The sequence below is a fragment of the Vibrio cholerae ATCC 14035 genome, assembly GCF_000621645.1.
Taxonomy (GTDB): domain Bacteria; phylum Pseudomonadota; class Gammaproteobacteria; order Enterobacterales; family Vibrionaceae; genus Vibrio; species Vibrio cholerae.
Window position 1 is genome coordinate 151,170 of the sequence record NZ_JHXR01000003.1, and the last position, 13,634, is coordinate 164,803.

At 46.5% G+C, this 13,634-nt stretch carries 15 protein-coding genes and 1 other annotated feature; of the genes, 11 read left to right on the forward strand and 4 right to left on the reverse strand.

Annotated elements, in window-relative coordinates; genetic code table 11:
- Positions 1 to 49 precede the first annotated feature (49 nt).
- The gene (gene arcA / locus T411_RS0104135) at positions 50 to 766 is read right to left on the reverse strand and encodes a two-component system response regulator ArcA (RefSeq protein ID WP_001194426.1); all 717 of its coding nucleotides are present in this window, start codon (positions 764 to 766) and stop codon (positions 50 to 52) included.
- A gap of 314 nt (positions 767 to 1,080) precedes the next feature.
- On the opposite strand from arcA, the gene T411_RS0104140 reads away from it, so the two are divergent.
- Both T411_RS0104140 and T411_RS0104145 read left to right on the forward strand, forming a co-directional pair.
- Entirely contained in the window at positions 1,081 to 1,464 is a 384-nt protein-coding gene (locus tag T411_RS0104140; RefSeq protein WP_000589997.1) for a DUF3293 domain-containing protein, read from the forward strand.
- 29 nt (positions 1,465 to 1,493) lie between these two features.
- A complete protein-coding gene (locus T411_RS0104145) occupies positions 1,494 to 1,979 on the forward strand; it encodes a putative 4-hydroxy-4-methyl-2-oxoglutarate aldolase (protein ID WP_001204903.1) in 486 nt (161 codons plus the stop codon).
- Here T411_RS0104145 and T411_RS0104150 read toward each other — a convergent pair.
- A complete protein-coding gene (locus T411_RS0104150) occupies positions 1,976 to 2,401 on the reverse strand; it encodes a hypothetical protein (protein ID WP_000035219.1) in 426 nt (141 codons plus the stop codon). The two genes, T411_RS0104145 and T411_RS0104150, sit on opposite strands and share 4 nt — an antisense overlap.
- A gap of 406 nt (positions 2,402 to 2,807) precedes the next feature.
- On the opposite strand from T411_RS0104150, the gene thrL reads away from it, so the two are divergent.
- The 4 genes from thrL (at position 2,808) to thrC (ending at position 7,719) form a co-directional block, all read left to right on the forward strand.
- On the forward strand, positions 2,808 to 2,921 hold the full coding sequence (gene thrL / locus T411_RS1000000120005) for a thr operon leader peptide (RefSeq protein ID WP_001925859.1): 114 nt from the start codon (positions 2,808 to 2,810) through the stop codon (positions 2,919 to 2,921).
- Positions 2,857 to 2,975 (forward strand) — a sequence feature (Thr leader region). It overlaps the preceding gene by 65 nt.
- 30 nt (positions 2,976 to 3,005) lie before the next feature.
- Positions 3,006 to 5,465: a bifunctional aspartate kinase/homoserine dehydrogenase I gene (thrA, locus tag T411_RS0104155; protein ID WP_001264648.1), complete on the forward strand. Its 2,460-nt coding sequence runs from the start codon at positions 3,006 to 3,008 to the stop codon at positions 5,463 to 5,465.
- A gap of 20 nt (positions 5,466 to 5,485) precedes the next feature.
- Positions 5,486 to 6,442 carry a homoserine kinase gene (thrB, locus tag T411_RS0104160; protein ID WP_000118016.1) on the forward strand — a complete coding sequence of 319 codons (957 nt, stop codon included), beginning with the start codon at positions 5,486 to 5,488 and terminating at the stop codon, positions 6,440 to 6,442.
- Positions 6,439 to 7,719 (forward strand): threonine synthase, encoded by a 1,281-nt coding sequence (gene thrC, locus T411_RS0104165; RefSeq protein ID WP_000780995.1) that lies wholly within the window; start codon positions 6,439 to 6,441, stop codon positions 7,717 to 7,719. The genes thrB and thrC overlap by 4 nt, the downstream gene beginning before the upstream one ends.
- 79 nt (positions 7,720 to 7,798) lie before the next feature.
- Here thrC and grcA read toward each other — a convergent pair whose 3' ends face one another.
- On the reverse strand, positions 7,799 to 8,176 hold the full coding sequence (gene grcA, locus T411_RS0104170) for an autonomous glycyl radical cofactor GrcA (protein ID WP_000614136.1): 378 nt from the start codon (positions 8,174 to 8,176) through the stop codon (positions 7,799 to 7,801).
- A 345-nt stretch (positions 8,177 to 8,521) separates the two neighbouring features.
- Between grcA and nfo the strand changes: the two genes are divergently transcribed.
- From nfo to T411_RS0104185, 4 genes are all read left to right on the forward strand, one after another.
- Entirely contained in the window at positions 8,522 to 9,382 is an 861-nt protein-coding gene (nfo, locus tag T411_RS0104175) for a deoxyribonuclease IV (RefSeq protein ID WP_000273042.1), read from the forward strand.
- A 72-nt stretch (positions 9,383 to 9,454) separates the two neighbouring features.
- Positions 9,455 to 9,577 (forward strand): hypothetical protein, encoded by a 123-nt coding sequence (locus T411_RS1000000121480; protein ID WP_254898439.1) that lies wholly within the window; start codon positions 9,455 to 9,457, stop codon positions 9,575 to 9,577.
- Between the two features lie 173 nt (positions 9,578 to 9,750).
- The gene (gene ung / locus T411_RS0104180; protein ID WP_000004496.1) at positions 9,751 to 10,431 is read left to right on the forward strand and encodes a uracil-DNA glycosylase; all 681 of its coding nucleotides are present in this window, start codon (positions 9,751 to 9,753) and stop codon (positions 10,429 to 10,431) included.
- An 89-nt stretch (positions 10,432 to 10,520) separates the two neighbouring features.
- Complete coding sequence (locus T411_RS0104185) at positions 10,521 to 11,072, forward strand: hemerythrin domain-containing protein (protein WP_000979815.1); 552 nt, start codon at positions 10,521 to 10,523, stop codon at positions 11,070 to 11,072.
- A gap of 143 nt (positions 11,073 to 11,215) precedes the next feature.
- Here T411_RS0104185 and T411_RS0104190 read toward each other — a convergent pair whose 3' ends face one another.
- Positions 11,216 to 11,395, reverse strand: a complete 180-nt coding sequence (locus T411_RS0104190; RefSeq protein WP_000343854.1) for a DUF3545 family protein — start codon at positions 11,393 to 11,395, stop codon at positions 11,216 to 11,218.
- A gap of 692 nt (positions 11,396 to 12,087) precedes the next feature.
- Here T411_RS0104190 and T411_RS0104195 point away from each other — a divergent pair.
- Complete coding sequence (locus tag T411_RS0104195) at positions 12,088 to 13,518, forward strand: alanine/glycine:cation symporter family protein (protein ID WP_001882045.1); 1,431 nt, start codon at positions 12,088 to 12,090, stop codon at positions 13,516 to 13,518.
- Positions 13,519 to 13,634: the final 116 nt, after the last annotated feature.

The following is a 13,634-nucleotide window of genomic DNA, read 5'->3' on the forward strand; positions in this document are numbered from 1 at the left end:
ACCCTAGCCATTGGCTAGGGTCTTCTCTAATTAGATATAAAAGAAGAGGTTAATCTTCTAAATCACCACAGAAGCGGTAGCCTTCACCGTGAATGGTGGCAATGATTTCTGGCGTACCTGACACAGATTCAAAGTGCTTACGGATACGACGAATAGTTACATCAACAGTACGATCGTGTGGTTTGAGTTCACGGCCTGTCATCTTTTTCAGGAGATCGGCACGAGTTTGAATTTTGCCCGGATTTTCACAGAAGTGCAGCAGAGCACGGAACTCAGAACGTGGCAGCTTGTAGCTATCACCATCAGGGCTCACCAGTGAACGACTGTTGATGTCCAGTTCCCAACCATTAAACACGTATTTTTCGACGCTACGTTTTTCTTCTTGTGTGGTGCCCGCATGCATTGAGCGGCTCAACAAGTTACGTGCGCGAATGGTTAATTCACGTGGGTTGAAAGGCTTGGTGATGTAATCATCTGCGCCGATCTCTAGGCCCAGAATCTTATCTACTTCATTGTCGCGACCGGTCAGGAACATCAGCGCTACATCCGCTTGTTCACGCAGTTCGCGTGCAAGCAGCAGGCCATTTTTTCCTGGCAGGTTGATGTCCATAATCACCAAGTTAATTGGATAATCGGACAGCACTTGGTGCATCTCTTCACCATTGCTGGCCTCAAAAACAGCGTATCCCTCTGCTTCAAAAATACTCTTAAGAGTGTTACGAGTTACTTGCTCGTCTTCGACGATAAGGATCTGCGGGGTTTGCATTAGCGTTACCTAAACTTGTGAAAAAATCGTGCTAGTAGAAGTCATTCTAGGCAAAAAGATTACATACCGGTTAGTGATGTTAACAATAAAGTAAAAAATCTAATTTATGTCACTACTTTTTGTCCGCCATCCTTGGTGTAACTAGTGTTGAGACTCCCATTCTCAAGAGGTTCTACTAGTCTATGGGGCGGATTCTATAATGTTAACAGCATGCTAACAACGCCCGAATGTTAATTCCAATCACTTTGTTGATTTACATCAAGAGTTAGAATGTAACAGATATTAAGAACAATCACGAGTTGTAAAATTACCAAATGATCAAGATTGACGCTAGCCTTTGGCTGGCCTACCAAAGCGTGAAATTTGCCTTTGAAAAGCCAGTAAATTGGCCATTTTACTGCATAATTACCGCATGGAACCCTGAGAGTATTCGCTTGTCAGATGATGAGAATTGCGTAAATAATCAACGTTTACAGCAATGCTTGATCGATTATGATTGGGTGAAAGTGAGGGTAGGAGACGCTCATTTTCACTGGTTTGAAGAGAGTTTTGCGGTCGTAATGCCGCTTTCAGAAGCCCGAAAATTGGCGCAGAGATTTGCTCAAAACGCGATCTATTTTGTACAAGACGGCGACCTTTATCTCTGTTCTTGTGTTGATGAGAGCGAGCTTCATCTCGGGCCAATAGGGAAACAATAGATCTGAAAAATAAAAATCATGGAGGAATGATGAGAGATATAACCCCAGATCTTTGCGATAAGTACGAATCGCAAGTCACCTTACTCAATTTACCGCTGCAAAATTTTGGTCAACGCAGCGCATTTTGGGGCGAAATAGTGACAGTTCGTTGCTATCACGACAACTCTAAAGTACGTGATGTGCTCAGCCAAAATGGCAAGGGCAAAGTATTGGTTGTGGATGGTCACGGTTCATGCCACAAAGCCTTAATGGGTGATCAGTTGGCGATTTTAGCCATCAAAAATGATTGGGAAGGCGTAATTATTTACGGCGCAGTGCGTGATGTGGTCGCAATGTCTGAGATGGATTTAGGCATCAAAGCATTAGGCACAAGTCCCTTCAAAACCGAAAAGCGCGGCGCAGGGCAGGTGAATGTCACTTTGACGATGCAAAATCAGATCGTTGAACCGGGCGATTATTTGTATGCCGATTGGAATGGTATTTTGATGTCAGAAACGGCGCTTGATGTAGCTTAAAAGCGAAAACCGACACCAAACTCGACGGCTTGCTGCCATTCTTGGTAGTCCAGCGTGGTATGCAAGTCGAGATTTTCGGTTAATTTTAATCGGCTCGACAATTCGGCTGATACCATAGCTTCTTGGTTTTTACTTTCCACCTTGGGTGAGGCAATTAAGGTGCTTTTGAACGAGAGACGCTCGGTAAATTGATAGCCAATGCCACTCAGCCAACCCTGTGCTCCATTATCCAACCGATTATGAATGCGAGCACCGACATACAGGTCGATATCGTTAAACAGGTTGTAAGCGTAACCACCATCAATCGTCCAACTATCAAAGCTTTGGCTGCTGTTATCGCTGGCAATAAATAATTTGTGCGGCGAGGCATTGCTCTCTGAGGGCAAGGCAGGAAGCAGCTCTGCTCCGGCAAATGGAGCCATTAAGGTTATCAAACAGAAAAAAGCAGTTTTCACGATAGCCCCGGATGTACCAGCCAAGATTGATAGGTACGCTCAATTTAAGCATAAAAACACATACATTCCACAAAGAGTTTTATAGCATTTTGTTATTTCTATATAGGCAGATTGTTGGTGGCTTGCTATCTGGTTGTGCCGATTGAAAAACTCATGATGACCCCCTAGATGAATGCGCAGATTAAGTTGTGGCGTTATTGACGAGGCTCGTCCTTTTAATCACAGCATCAGCCTATTTTGAGCGTGATACGCTCACTAGTTGCCCACTTATCACCTCAAGTCGTTTGAGTATGCACAGTCGAAGATTTTTAAAATCCTCAATAAAAAAAGCAGATTTTCGTTGACGACTTGAACGCAAATGAGTTAAACGTATTTGCAAGCAAACACACAGATAGACAGAAAAACCGTTATGTTGAATCACAGCCTAATCGTAATGACCACCATTATTACCATTACCGACACGTCGCATGTTGGGGCAGGCTGCTGAGCGCAAAATTTCACAAAAAAGGCCTGTATCCCAACCGATACAGGCCTTTTTTTATACCCGCTTTTTATGCATTTGGAGGAAGGGATGCGAGTATTAAAGTTTGGAGGTTCATCGCTGGCGGATCCGGAGCGTTTTCTACGCGCTGCCGATATCATCGCGAATAACGCACAGCAGGAAGAGGTGGCCGTTGTCCTCTCTGCTCCGGGAAAAACCACCAATAAATTGGTGGCAGTGATTGAAAGTGCTTTACGTCAGGGAGAGGTGGAAGCGCAAATCGTAGAGCTAGAGAGCTCATTCTATGCCTTGCTTGATGGCATTAAAGCGCAGCTCCCGAATTTGGATGACAGTGCTTATCAACAGCAAGTGCACTCTTCCATGACTCAGTTACGCCAGTTTGTGCACGGCATTACGTTGCTCGGTATGTGTCCAGACAATGTGAATGCACGCATTATCAGTAAAGGTGAACGCGTTTCCATTCAATTGATGAAAGCGGTGATGGAAGCCAAAGGTCTGCCAGCGAATTTGGTTGATCCCGTTAAATACCTGCTTGCCAAAGGGGATCATCTTGAAGCTATGGTCGATGTGGAAATTTCGACTCAGCGTTTCAGACAAGCACCATTGCCACAACAGCACGTCAATATCATGCCGGGCTTTACTGCGGGTAATGCACAGGGTGAGTTGGTCTGTTTAGGGCGTAACGGTTCGGATTACTCAGCCGCGGTACTGGCTGCCTGTTTACGTGCGGATTGTTGTGAAATCTGGACGGATGTGGATGGAGTTTATAACTGCGATCCGCGTTTGGTCGATGATGCGCGCCTTCTTAAATCCCTTAGCTATCAAGAGGCGATGGAGCTTTCTTACTTCGGAGCATCTGTGTTGCATCCGAAGACCATTGCACCGATTGCTCAATTTCAAATCCCTTGTTTGATCAAAAACAGCTTCAATCCACAAGGTGCGGGCACCTTGATTGGCCAAGACACTGGCGAAGATAAACTCGCGATCAAAGGCATTACCACTCTGAGCAATCTCACTATGGTCAACGTTTCTGGTCCAGGAATGAAAGGCATGGTGGGGATGGCGAGCCGCGTGTTTGGCGCGATGTCAGCGGCCGATGTGTCGATCGTGCTTATCACTCAATCTTCTTCGGAATACAGCATCAGTTTCTGTATCGAAGCACAACATAAAGCTTTGGCACAGCAAGCGCTGGCGGATGCATTTGAACTGGAACTCAAAGATGGCCTGCTTGAGCCGGTTGAGTTTGTCGATAACGTCGCCATCATCACGCTGGTTGGTGATGGTATGCGCACCTCTCGCGGTGTCGCGTCGCAATTTTTCTCATCTCTGGCCGAAGTACACGTCAACGTGATTGCAATTGCCCAAGGCTCTTCTGAGCGTGCGATTTCAGCGGTGATCCCCGATGATAAGATTTCAGAAGCGATCAAGGCTTGCCACGAAAACCTCTTCAACTCTAAACACTTTTTAGATGTGTTTGTGGTCGGTGTTGGTGGCGTGGGTGGTGAGTTGGTGGATCAAATTCAGCGTCAACAAGCCAAGCTTGCGGAAAAAGGCATCATGATGCGCGTTTGTGGCCTCGCTAACAGTAAAGGCATGCTGCTTGATAGCCAAGGCTTGCCGTTGGAGCAGTGGCGCGATCGTATGGTCAATGCGGATCAAGCGTTCAGTTTAGAGAATCTGGTGGCTTTGGTGCAGCGTAATCACATCATTAACCCAGTATTGGTGGATTGCACGTCCAGTGATGAGATTGCTAACCAGTATGCGGATTTCCTCGCCGCAGGTTTCCATGTGGTGACCCCGAACAAGAAAGCCAATACCGCTAGCATGAGTTATTACCATCAGCTACGTAATGTGGCGCGTCACTCGCGTCGTAAACTGATGTATGAAACTACAGTTGGCGCGGGTCTGCCCGTTATCGAAAACTTGCAAAACCTAATTGCAGCAGGGGATGAGCTGGAAAAATTCAGCGGTATTCTCTCAGGTTCTCTCTCCTTTATCTTTGGTAAATTGGATGAAGGCATGACCTTGAGCCAAGCAACGCAGCTTGCTAAAGAGAAAGGCTTTACAGAGCCAGATCCGCGCGATGACCTCTCTGGTATGGATGTGGCGCGTAAGTTACTGATTTTGGCGCGTGAAGCGGGTTACGAGTTGGAGCTGAGCGATGTGGATGTTGAACAAGCTCTGCCCGCTGGCTTTGATGCTTCAGGCAGTGTTGAGGAGTTCATGGCTCGTTTAGCGCAAGCCGATGCCGCGTTTGCTGAGCGAGTAGCGCAAGCCAAAGCCGAAGGTAAAGTGCTGCGCTATGTGGCGCAAATCGTCGATGGCCAGTGCCAAGTGCGGATTGTCGCGGTTGATGAAAACGATCCTATGTTCAAAGTCAAAGAAGGTGAAAACGCGCTGGCTTTCTACAGCCGTTACTATCAGCCAATCCCATTGGTATTACGTGGTTACGGCGCGGGTTCTGAAGTGACTGCTGCAGGCGTGTTCTCAGATGTGATGCGTACACTCGGTTGGAAATTAGGGGTTTAATAGAAATGAGTTCAGGTGACATGAGTGTTGTGGTGTACGCACCCGCTTCCATCGGTAATGTCAGTGTCGGATTTGATGTGTTGGGGGCCGCGGTGTCCCCGATTGATGGCACGTTACTCGGCGATCGAGTGAAAGTGGAAGCTGGCGCAGAGGCTTTCACACTGAAAACGGCGGGGCGATTTGTCGATAAGCTTCCCGCTAATCCGCAAGAAAACATTGTGTATGACTGCTGGCAAGTATTCGCGCGTGAGCTAGAGAAAAAGTCGGTGGTACTGAAGCCGCTGACCATGACGCTAGAAAAAAATATGCCGATTGGTTCAGGATTGGGCTCCAGTGCTTGCTCGATTGTCGCGGCTCTGGATGCGTTGAATCAGTTTCACGCCAGTCCGCTTGATGAAACTGAGCTTCTGGCTCTGATGGGGGAAATGGAAGGCAAGATCTCTGGCAGTATTCACTATGACAACGTTGCTCCCTGCTATTTAGGTGGCGTGCAGTTGATGCTCGAAGAACTCGGTATCATTAGTCAATCCGTGCCGAGTTTTGATGACTGGTATTGGGTGATGGCCTATCCGGGGATCAAGGTGTCCACGGCGGAAGCGCGTGCCATTTTGCCTGCGCAATATCGCCGCCAAGATATTGTGGCGCATGGCCGCTATCTGGCAGGATTTATTCACGCTTGCCATACTCAGCAGCCTGAATTAGCGGCAAAAATGATCAAAGACGTGATTGCCGAACCCTATCGTGAGAAACTGCTGCCGGGTTTTGCCAAAGCGCGCAGCTACGCCGCTGCGGCTGGCGCACTGGCAACGGGCATTTCGGGCAGTGGTCCGACTTTGTTTAGCGTGTGCAAAGAACAAGCAGTGGCTGAACGTGTGGCACGTTGGCTTGAGCAAAACTATGTGCAAAATGAAGAAGGATTCGTCCACATTTGTCGTCTAGACAAGCAAGGTTCGAAAGTAACAGGAAGTGAGCTATGAAGCTGTACAACATAAAAGAAAATGATGAACAAGTCTCTTTTGGTCAAGCCGTTCGCCAAGGGTTAGGCCGCAATCAAGGCCTATTTTTTCCGGCACAATTGCCGAAGTTTGACGATATTGATGCGCTATTAGCCGAAGATTTCGTCTCTCGTAGCAGCAAGATTTTATCGGCGTTGATTGGCGATGAACTGCCTGCGGATAAAATTCGCGCTATGGTGGATTCCGCCTTTCAATTCGCCGCACCGATTGCCAAAGTGAAAGAGGGCGTTTACGCGCTCGAATTGTTCCACGGGCCAACGCTCGCGTTTAAAGATTTTGGTGGTCGCTTTATGGCCCAGTCTCTGGCGGCGGTCTCGAACGGCGGAAAAATCACGATTTTGACGGCGACATCCGGTGATACCGGCGCTGCTGTTGCGCACGCATTTTATGGCATGCCAGATATTAATGTTGTGATCCTTTATCCGAAAGGAAAAATCAGTCCGCTGCAAGAAAAGCTGTTCTGCACATTAGGTAAAAACATTCACACCGTGGCGATCAATGGTGATTTTGATGCTTGCCAAGCGCTAGTGAAACAAGCTTTTGATGACGCAGAGCTGCGTCAACAGATCGGTTTGAACTCCGCCAACTCGATCAACATCAGCCGTTTGATGGCGCAAATCTGTTACTACTTTGAAGCCGCTGCGCAGATGAGCAAAGCTGAGCGTGAAAATCTGGTGATTTCAGTGCCTAGTGGCAACTTTGGTAACTTAACCGCAGGGCTGTTAGCCAAAGCACTGGGTTTATCGGTGAAGCGCTTTATTGCGGCAACCAATGCCAACGATACAGTGCCACGTTACTTGGAAACGGGACGTTGGGAACCCAAACCCACGGTAGCAACAACGTCAAATGCGATGGATGTCAGCCAACCGAACAACTGGCCGCGTATCGAAGAGCTCTGCCAACGTATGGGATGGGGCTTAGAAACGCTGGGCAAAGGCGCGGTTTCTGACGAGGAAAGTGCGCAAGCCGTACAAGAACTTTACGATCTAGGCTACTTGTGTGAACCGCATGGTTCGATTGCTTACCGTGTATTGGAAGAGCAGCGCCAGCTGCAAGAAACGGGGCTGTTCTTATGTACCGCGCATCCCGCCAAATTCAAAGAAGTGGTGGACGATATTTTAGGTACCGACATTGCTCTACCAGCGCCATTGGCAAAACATGCGGCGATGGAATTGCTCTCACAAGAGCTGAATGCCGATTTCGCAGCGCTGCGTACGTTACTGGTGAATGTGAAATAATCCGCGGATTTGAGAAAGCGAAGATAATAAAAAACGGTGCTCATTGAGCACCGTTTTAGTATGGATTCTTTACTGACGATTACAGAGATTCAGTGAAAGTACGCGCGATAACGTCGCGTTGCTGCTCAGCAGTCAGAGAGTTGAAACGCACGGCGTAGCCAGAAACGCGAATAGTCAGCTGTGGGTATTTTTCTGGATGCGCAACCGCATCTTCCAGAGTTTCACGCTTCAGTACGTTTACGTTCAAATGTTGGCCACCTTCGATACGTGGTGCCGCTTCGATAGCCACTTCACGGCTTTCGAATTGACCAAGATCGTTGATGCTAACCACTTGATCAGCTTCAAAGCCTTTCAGCGCAGCAACACAGCGTGCTTCATTCTTTTCGCTATCTAGCAACCAGATAGAGTTCAGTAGGTCGTCGTTAGCAGCTTTAGTGATTTGGATACCTTGGATCATCGCTTTCTCCTAGTCCACATCAAGTGGCGTTATTGGTGTTAATTTTCAGATCTTGTTGAGCTGGCTATTATATAGCAAATATCCATACTGCTGATATTGATTTAGGTCAAATTACAACAAAAAACCATTTTTATACTGGGGTTTGGTTTTTGATTTGTGTCAATAAATGCTTTAAAAACAATGATGATTAAATTTATTTTAAATAATAAAAAATAGTTAAGTTGTATTTTGTTGTAATTTTACTACAAAATTGTAATCCAACTTGACCCGTGCCAGAGAAAATCAGAAAGTTAGCGCTGTGAACTGAAAGTCCGAAGTCATTTAGCAACAATAAGAAGTCGTAATATGTATGAGAAGTTAATCGGGGCACATGTATCGGCCTCTGGTGGTGTCGAACTCGCGCCAGTTCGAGCTCATGAAATCGGAGCGAATGCTTTTGCTCTCTTCACCAAAAACCAGCGCCAATGGGCAGCTAAGCCACTGGAAGCGAGCAGCATTCGTGCTTTCAAAGCCAATTGTAAAAAATGGGGATTTGGCAGTGAGGCGATTTTGCCGCACGACTCTTATCTGATTAATTTAGGGGCTCCAGAACCCGAGAAGCTCGACAAATCACGAGCCGCTTTTGTCGATGAAATGCTGCGTTGTGATCAGTTAGGGTTAACTTTGCTTAACTTTCATCCCGGTAGTCATTTACAGCAGGTCTCGGAAGAGGCGTGTTTAGCGACAATTGCTGAGTCAATTAATCTTGCGCATCGTCAAGTACCGAATGTGATTGCGGTGATTGAAAATACCGCAGGGCAGGGGAGTAACTTAGGTTGGCGTTTTGAGCATCTGGCGGCAATCATTGACCAAGTTGAGGATAAAGAGCGGGTTGGCGTATGCCTAGATACTTGCCACACCTTTGCCGCAGGGTATGATTTGCGTACGAAAGCCGCGTGTGATGAGACATTCGCTGAGTTTGAGCGAGTGGTCGGTATGCACTATTTGCGCGCAATGCACATCAATGATTCAAAAGGTAAGCTGGCTAGCCGCGTTGACCGCCATCATTCCTTAGGTATGGGAGAGATTGGCTGGGAGTGTTTTGAATATATCGCGCAAGATGCTCGATTTAACGGTATCCCTCTGATTTTAGAAACGATTGATCCTGACATTTGGGCGACTGAGATCGCAACGCTACGCAAATTTTCGACGCAAAAAGAGAATTAATCGGCAAACTTCACAGATTTGGCATCTTTCTTTCATCATGCTCAGGGTCAGCGTTGTAAGAAGGATGCCGCTATGAACTCATTAACTCAAACTGCTTCACCCAGTTCCAGACCCGCCGCTCGTCGCCCGGTTCCTAATCGACACGTCAATGGGCAAGGGCATCATCGTGCTCCACAGCCGCAAAAACCGCATTAAGATAACAAAAACCGTATTCAGATGAATGGCTAAGCAACCTCTCTCTTTAACAGGAGAGCGAGGTTGCCTTCCGCTTGTGAATATTGAAGTCGGTGCACTTATTTTCGCTTAGCTGCAACTGAGCGTGGTTTGGGTATACAATGCCAACAGAAATCATAATTTAAGGTATTGATATGTCTGAATCACTGACGTGGCATGATGTCATTGGTAATGAAAAGCAGCAGGCTTACTTTCAACAAACTCTGCAATTTGTCGAAAGCCAGCGTCAAGCCGGAAAAGTTATCTATCCTCCCGCTAAAGATGTGTTTAACGCCTTTCGCTTTACCGAGTTTGGTGACGTGAAAGTGGTGATCTTGGGGCAAGATCCTTATCACGGCCCTAATCAGGCGCATGGTTTGTGTTTCTCTGTGCTACCGGGTGTCAAAACACCGCCCTCGTTAGTCAATATTTATAAAGAGTTAGCGCAAGATATCCCTGGATTTCAAATCCCACCTCATGGCTACCTACAAAGTTGGGCACAGCAGGGCGTTTTGCTACTCAACACCGTATTGACTGTTGAACAAGGTATGGCCCATTCTCATGCGAATACCGGCTGGGAAACCTTCACGGATCGTGTGATTGACGCCTTGAATCAACACCGAAATGGGTTGATCTTCCTATTGTGGGGATCGCACGCGCAGAAAAAGGGCCAGATGATCGATCGCCAGCGCCATCATGTCTTGATGGCTCCGCACCCTTCACCGCTTTCGGCGCACAGGGGCTTTTTAGGATGTCGGCATTTCTCTAAAACCAATCAATTGCTGCAAGCGCAAGGTATCGCTCCCATTAACTGGCAGCCCGAGCTCGAATCTTAATGCAATTGGCGTTTTTTCGACCAGTTTCAAAGCCGATATATCAATCCTTATGTACACTTTACCTTAGTACAAGTATGGAGATTGATAAGATGATGATGGAACGAATCCGCCGCGAGCACAGTTATATGGTGCGTTTGTTGTCGATTTTACGCCACAAATTGGATCTGGTGAAAAGCGAGCAACCGATCAACTACAGCCTTCTGAAAGAAATCGTTGATTATTTAGCAAGCCATTCAGAGAAAGTGCATCACCCGAAAGAGGACATTCTGTACCGCCACTACATGGCACATTACGGCGATGAACAGCAAGTGGCTAATTTGGAGCGTGAACATCAAGAGTTGGCGCAAATTACCCATCAGTTTCTCGATGTCATGGAGATGATTTTAAACGATGCGGTTGTGCCACAAGATGTGTTTATTGAGCAACTGGAGGCCTTTCTACAAGGTCAAAAACAGCATTTAGAGTTGGAAGAACAATCGATTTTGCCATTGATTAATCAAACGTTTGAATTAGAAGATTGGCAGAACGTTGAGTCGCAATGGCAAAACAACGATGATGATCCGGTATTCGGTGAAACGATCGCTGAGCGATATGCGCTTTTGGCTCGCCGTGTTCGTAAAAGTGAGAGTGAATACACCTAACCAATCAAAGGTATACCATGCAGGATTGCTTCAGTTTCACATGACACTGCGTTGTCTAGAGAAGCTTGCTGTGGATAGCCGTTCTCACTTAAAGTCTTAAAAACAACAAAGGCACGCGAAACGTGCCTTTGTTGCTCAATCCTTTAAATTTTTATGTCGTCAGCGTCGAGACAAACATCCATATCCAACAACTCTTTCTCTAGTCGTTTACGATCTCGAATCGCTTCGATCTCGCGCCACATCCGTTTTACAGGTTTAGAACGGCTAGTACGAATTTTCGAGATTTCCATTTCCAACAGCTCATCAAAGTGCAGTTCGTCCATAAGTCGCCTCATTATTGTTGTCATCATTCCTTGAGTGCTCTCTAAATAGCACACCTTGGCGAAGCGTAACTATGATTTGTTTCTCATTTGTTTCGTTTTAATGAAGCTTTAGTGAGCTTTTGAATAGAATTTCACAGTTTTCACCCTGAGTTATCGATGGAAAACTGAACAAAAAATTGAGGCAATCGATTAACTGGACGATTTTTTTGTGTTGCTGAAATGTTGTTTTTTACGTTGCACGGAATTGTGTTGGTTGTTTTTTGTGCGAACAAACAGGAAATATGACACTCTCCTGACAAAATTTACTGGTTCGCACAGGCATGCTGCGATTCCCAAAGCGTGAGATTTCATTAATGCAACAAAGCATTTGTGGTGAATAAATGTACTGATCTGTGTGCTTTTTGTTTTCTTTTTGTTCTTTGTTTGTGACTCAAATGGTTTTGTTGATGTTAATAAAGCGTGATTTTAAGGTGAAAAATAACATTTTAATGCAATCCTGTTCATATTGATTTTTGCGGATTGAGGTTGCATTATCCGCCCGTCAAAAAATAGGCTGGGTGCTTTTCGAGGTCTCTTCTGCTCGAGAGTGCCATGACATACACGGCAAAAAGATAATCTCAATACCGTATCCGTGTAACAGAAACTCTTACTCATCGGAGTCAGAGCAGCTCATCACTCTATGCGAGGTTCCTGTGACAGACTTAATTAATTTAATGAATGACCTACTATGGGGTTCCATCTTGGTATACCTATTGGTCGGGGTCGGTATCTACTTCACTTTGCGATTGGGTTTTATCCAATTTCGTCATTTCACCCACACTTTTACCGTCCTCAAAAATAGCCGTAAAGCGGATAACGCTGGCATCTCCTCTTTCCAAGCGTTATGTACCAGCCTTGCCGCACGTGTCGGTACGGGGAACATGGCCGGGGTGGCGGTTGCTTTAACCGCTGGTGGTCCTGGCGCCATCTTCTGGATGTGGTTGATTGCCATGTTAGGCATGGCGACTTCTTTCGCTGAAAGTACCCTAGCTCAGTTGTATAAAACGCGTGACAAAGATGGCAATTACCGCGGCGGTCCAGCGTATTACATGGAAAAAGGCCTTGGTATGCGTTGGATGGGGGTGCTGTTCTCCATCTTCCTGATCATTGCGTTTGGTTTGGTGTTTAACGCGGTGCAAGCCAACTCAATCACCAATGCGATGAAAACGGCTTTCGGTTTTGAACCCATGCTGATCGGTATTGGTATCGTGTTGCTGACCGCTTTCGTGATTTTTGGTGGCATCCGTAAGATTGCACGGACGGCAGAGCTGATTGTGCCTTTCATGGCGTTTGCTTATCTGGCGATTGCTCTGTTTGTCGTGGTCATGAATTATGAGAAAGTGCCTGATGCGATTAGCCTGATTTTCAAAAGTGCCTTCGGTTTACAAGAAGCGGCTGCAGGTGGCCTAGGCTATGCGATTGCACAAGCTATGATCAACGGTGTGAAACGTGGCTTGTTCTCAAACGAAGCGGGTATGGGTTCTGCACCTAACGCCGCGGCTTCTGCAACGCCATATCCACCACACCCAGCTTCACAAGGTTACGTGCAAATGCTTGGTGTGTTCATCGATACGATTGTGATCTGTACCGCGACAGTGGCGATTATCCTTATGTCTGGTGAGTATGTACCGCACGGCGAGTTAACGGGTATTGAGCTGACTCAGCGTGCACTCAGTTCACAAGTAGGGGATTGGGGAGGTATCTTTATCGCATTTGCGATCTTCTTCTTCGCTTTTACTTCGATCATCGCCAACTACTCGTATGCGGAAACCAACCTGATTTTCCTTGAGCACAACAATAAGAAAGGCTTAGTGCTGTTTCGTCTCGTGTTCTTAGGTATGGTGATGTTTGGCTCGTTGGCAACATTGCCAACGGTGTGGGCGATGGCGGATGTCTCGATGGGCTTGATGGCGATTGTGAACTTGGTCGCTATCCTCCTGCTCTCAGGTATCGTGATTAAACTGGCGAAAGATTACAACCGTCAGCTGGATGCTGGCAAAGTACCGACCTTTGATGCCAATGATTACCCAGAGTTGAAATCTCAGCTTGAAGATGGCATTTGGGATAACAACAAAGCGTCATAGACAGCGCCGATGTCAGAAATTGAAAAAGCCATGCAGACACCGCATGGCTTTTTTTGTACCCTAGCTTGCGTCATCTTATAAAAAATTTAATCACTTGGAATAATGGCCAGTGCTGT

Excerpts from the sequence above, each read along its gene's own strand:
- arcA (WP_001194426.1), bottom strand. The coding sequence starts at position 766 with ATGCAAACCCCGCAGATCCTTATCGTCGAAGACGAGCAAGTAACTCGT.
- T411_RS0104140 (WP_000589997.1), top strand. The coding sequence starts at position 1,081 with ATGATCAAGATTGACGCTAGCCTTTGGCTGGCCTACCAAAGCGTGAAA.
- T411_RS0104145 (WP_001204903.1), top strand. The coding sequence starts at position 1,494 with ATGAGAGATATAACCCCAGATCTTTGCGATAAGTACGAATCGCAAGTC.
- T411_RS0104150 (WP_000035219.1), bottom strand. The coding sequence starts at position 2,401 with ATGGCTCCATTTGCCGGAGCAGAGCTGCTTCCTGCCTTGCCCTCAGAG.
- thrA (WP_001264648.1), top strand. The coding sequence starts at position 3,006 with ATGCGAGTATTAAAGTTTGGAGGTTCATCGCTGGCGGATCCGGAGCGT.
- thrB (WP_000118016.1), top strand. The coding sequence starts at position 5,486 with ATGAGTGTTGTGGTGTACGCACCCGCTTCCATCGGTAATGTCAGTGTC.
- thrC (WP_000780995.1), top strand. The coding sequence starts at position 6,439 with ATGAAGCTGTACAACATAAAAGAAAATGATGAACAAGTCTCTTTTGGT.
- grcA (WP_000614136.1), bottom strand. The coding sequence starts at position 8,176 with ATGATCCAAGGTATCCAAATCACTAAAGCTGCTAACGACGACCTACTG.
- nfo (WP_000273042.1), top strand. The coding sequence starts at position 8,522 with ATGTATGAGAAGTTAATCGGGGCACATGTATCGGCCTCTGGTGGTGTC.
- T411_RS1000000121480 (WP_254898439.1), top strand. The coding sequence starts at position 9,455 with ATGAACTCATTAACTCAAACTGCTTCACCCAGTTCCAGACCCGCCGCT.
- ung (WP_000004496.1), top strand. The coding sequence starts at position 9,751 with ATGTCTGAATCACTGACGTGGCATGATGTCATTGGTAATGAAAAGCAG.
- T411_RS0104185 (WP_000979815.1), top strand. The coding sequence starts at position 10,521 with ATGATGATGGAACGAATCCGCCGCGAGCACAGTTATATGGTGCGTTTG.
- T411_RS0104190 (WP_000343854.1), bottom strand. The coding sequence starts at position 11,395 with ATGGACGAACTGCACTTTGATGAGCTGTTGGAAATGGAAATCTCGAAA.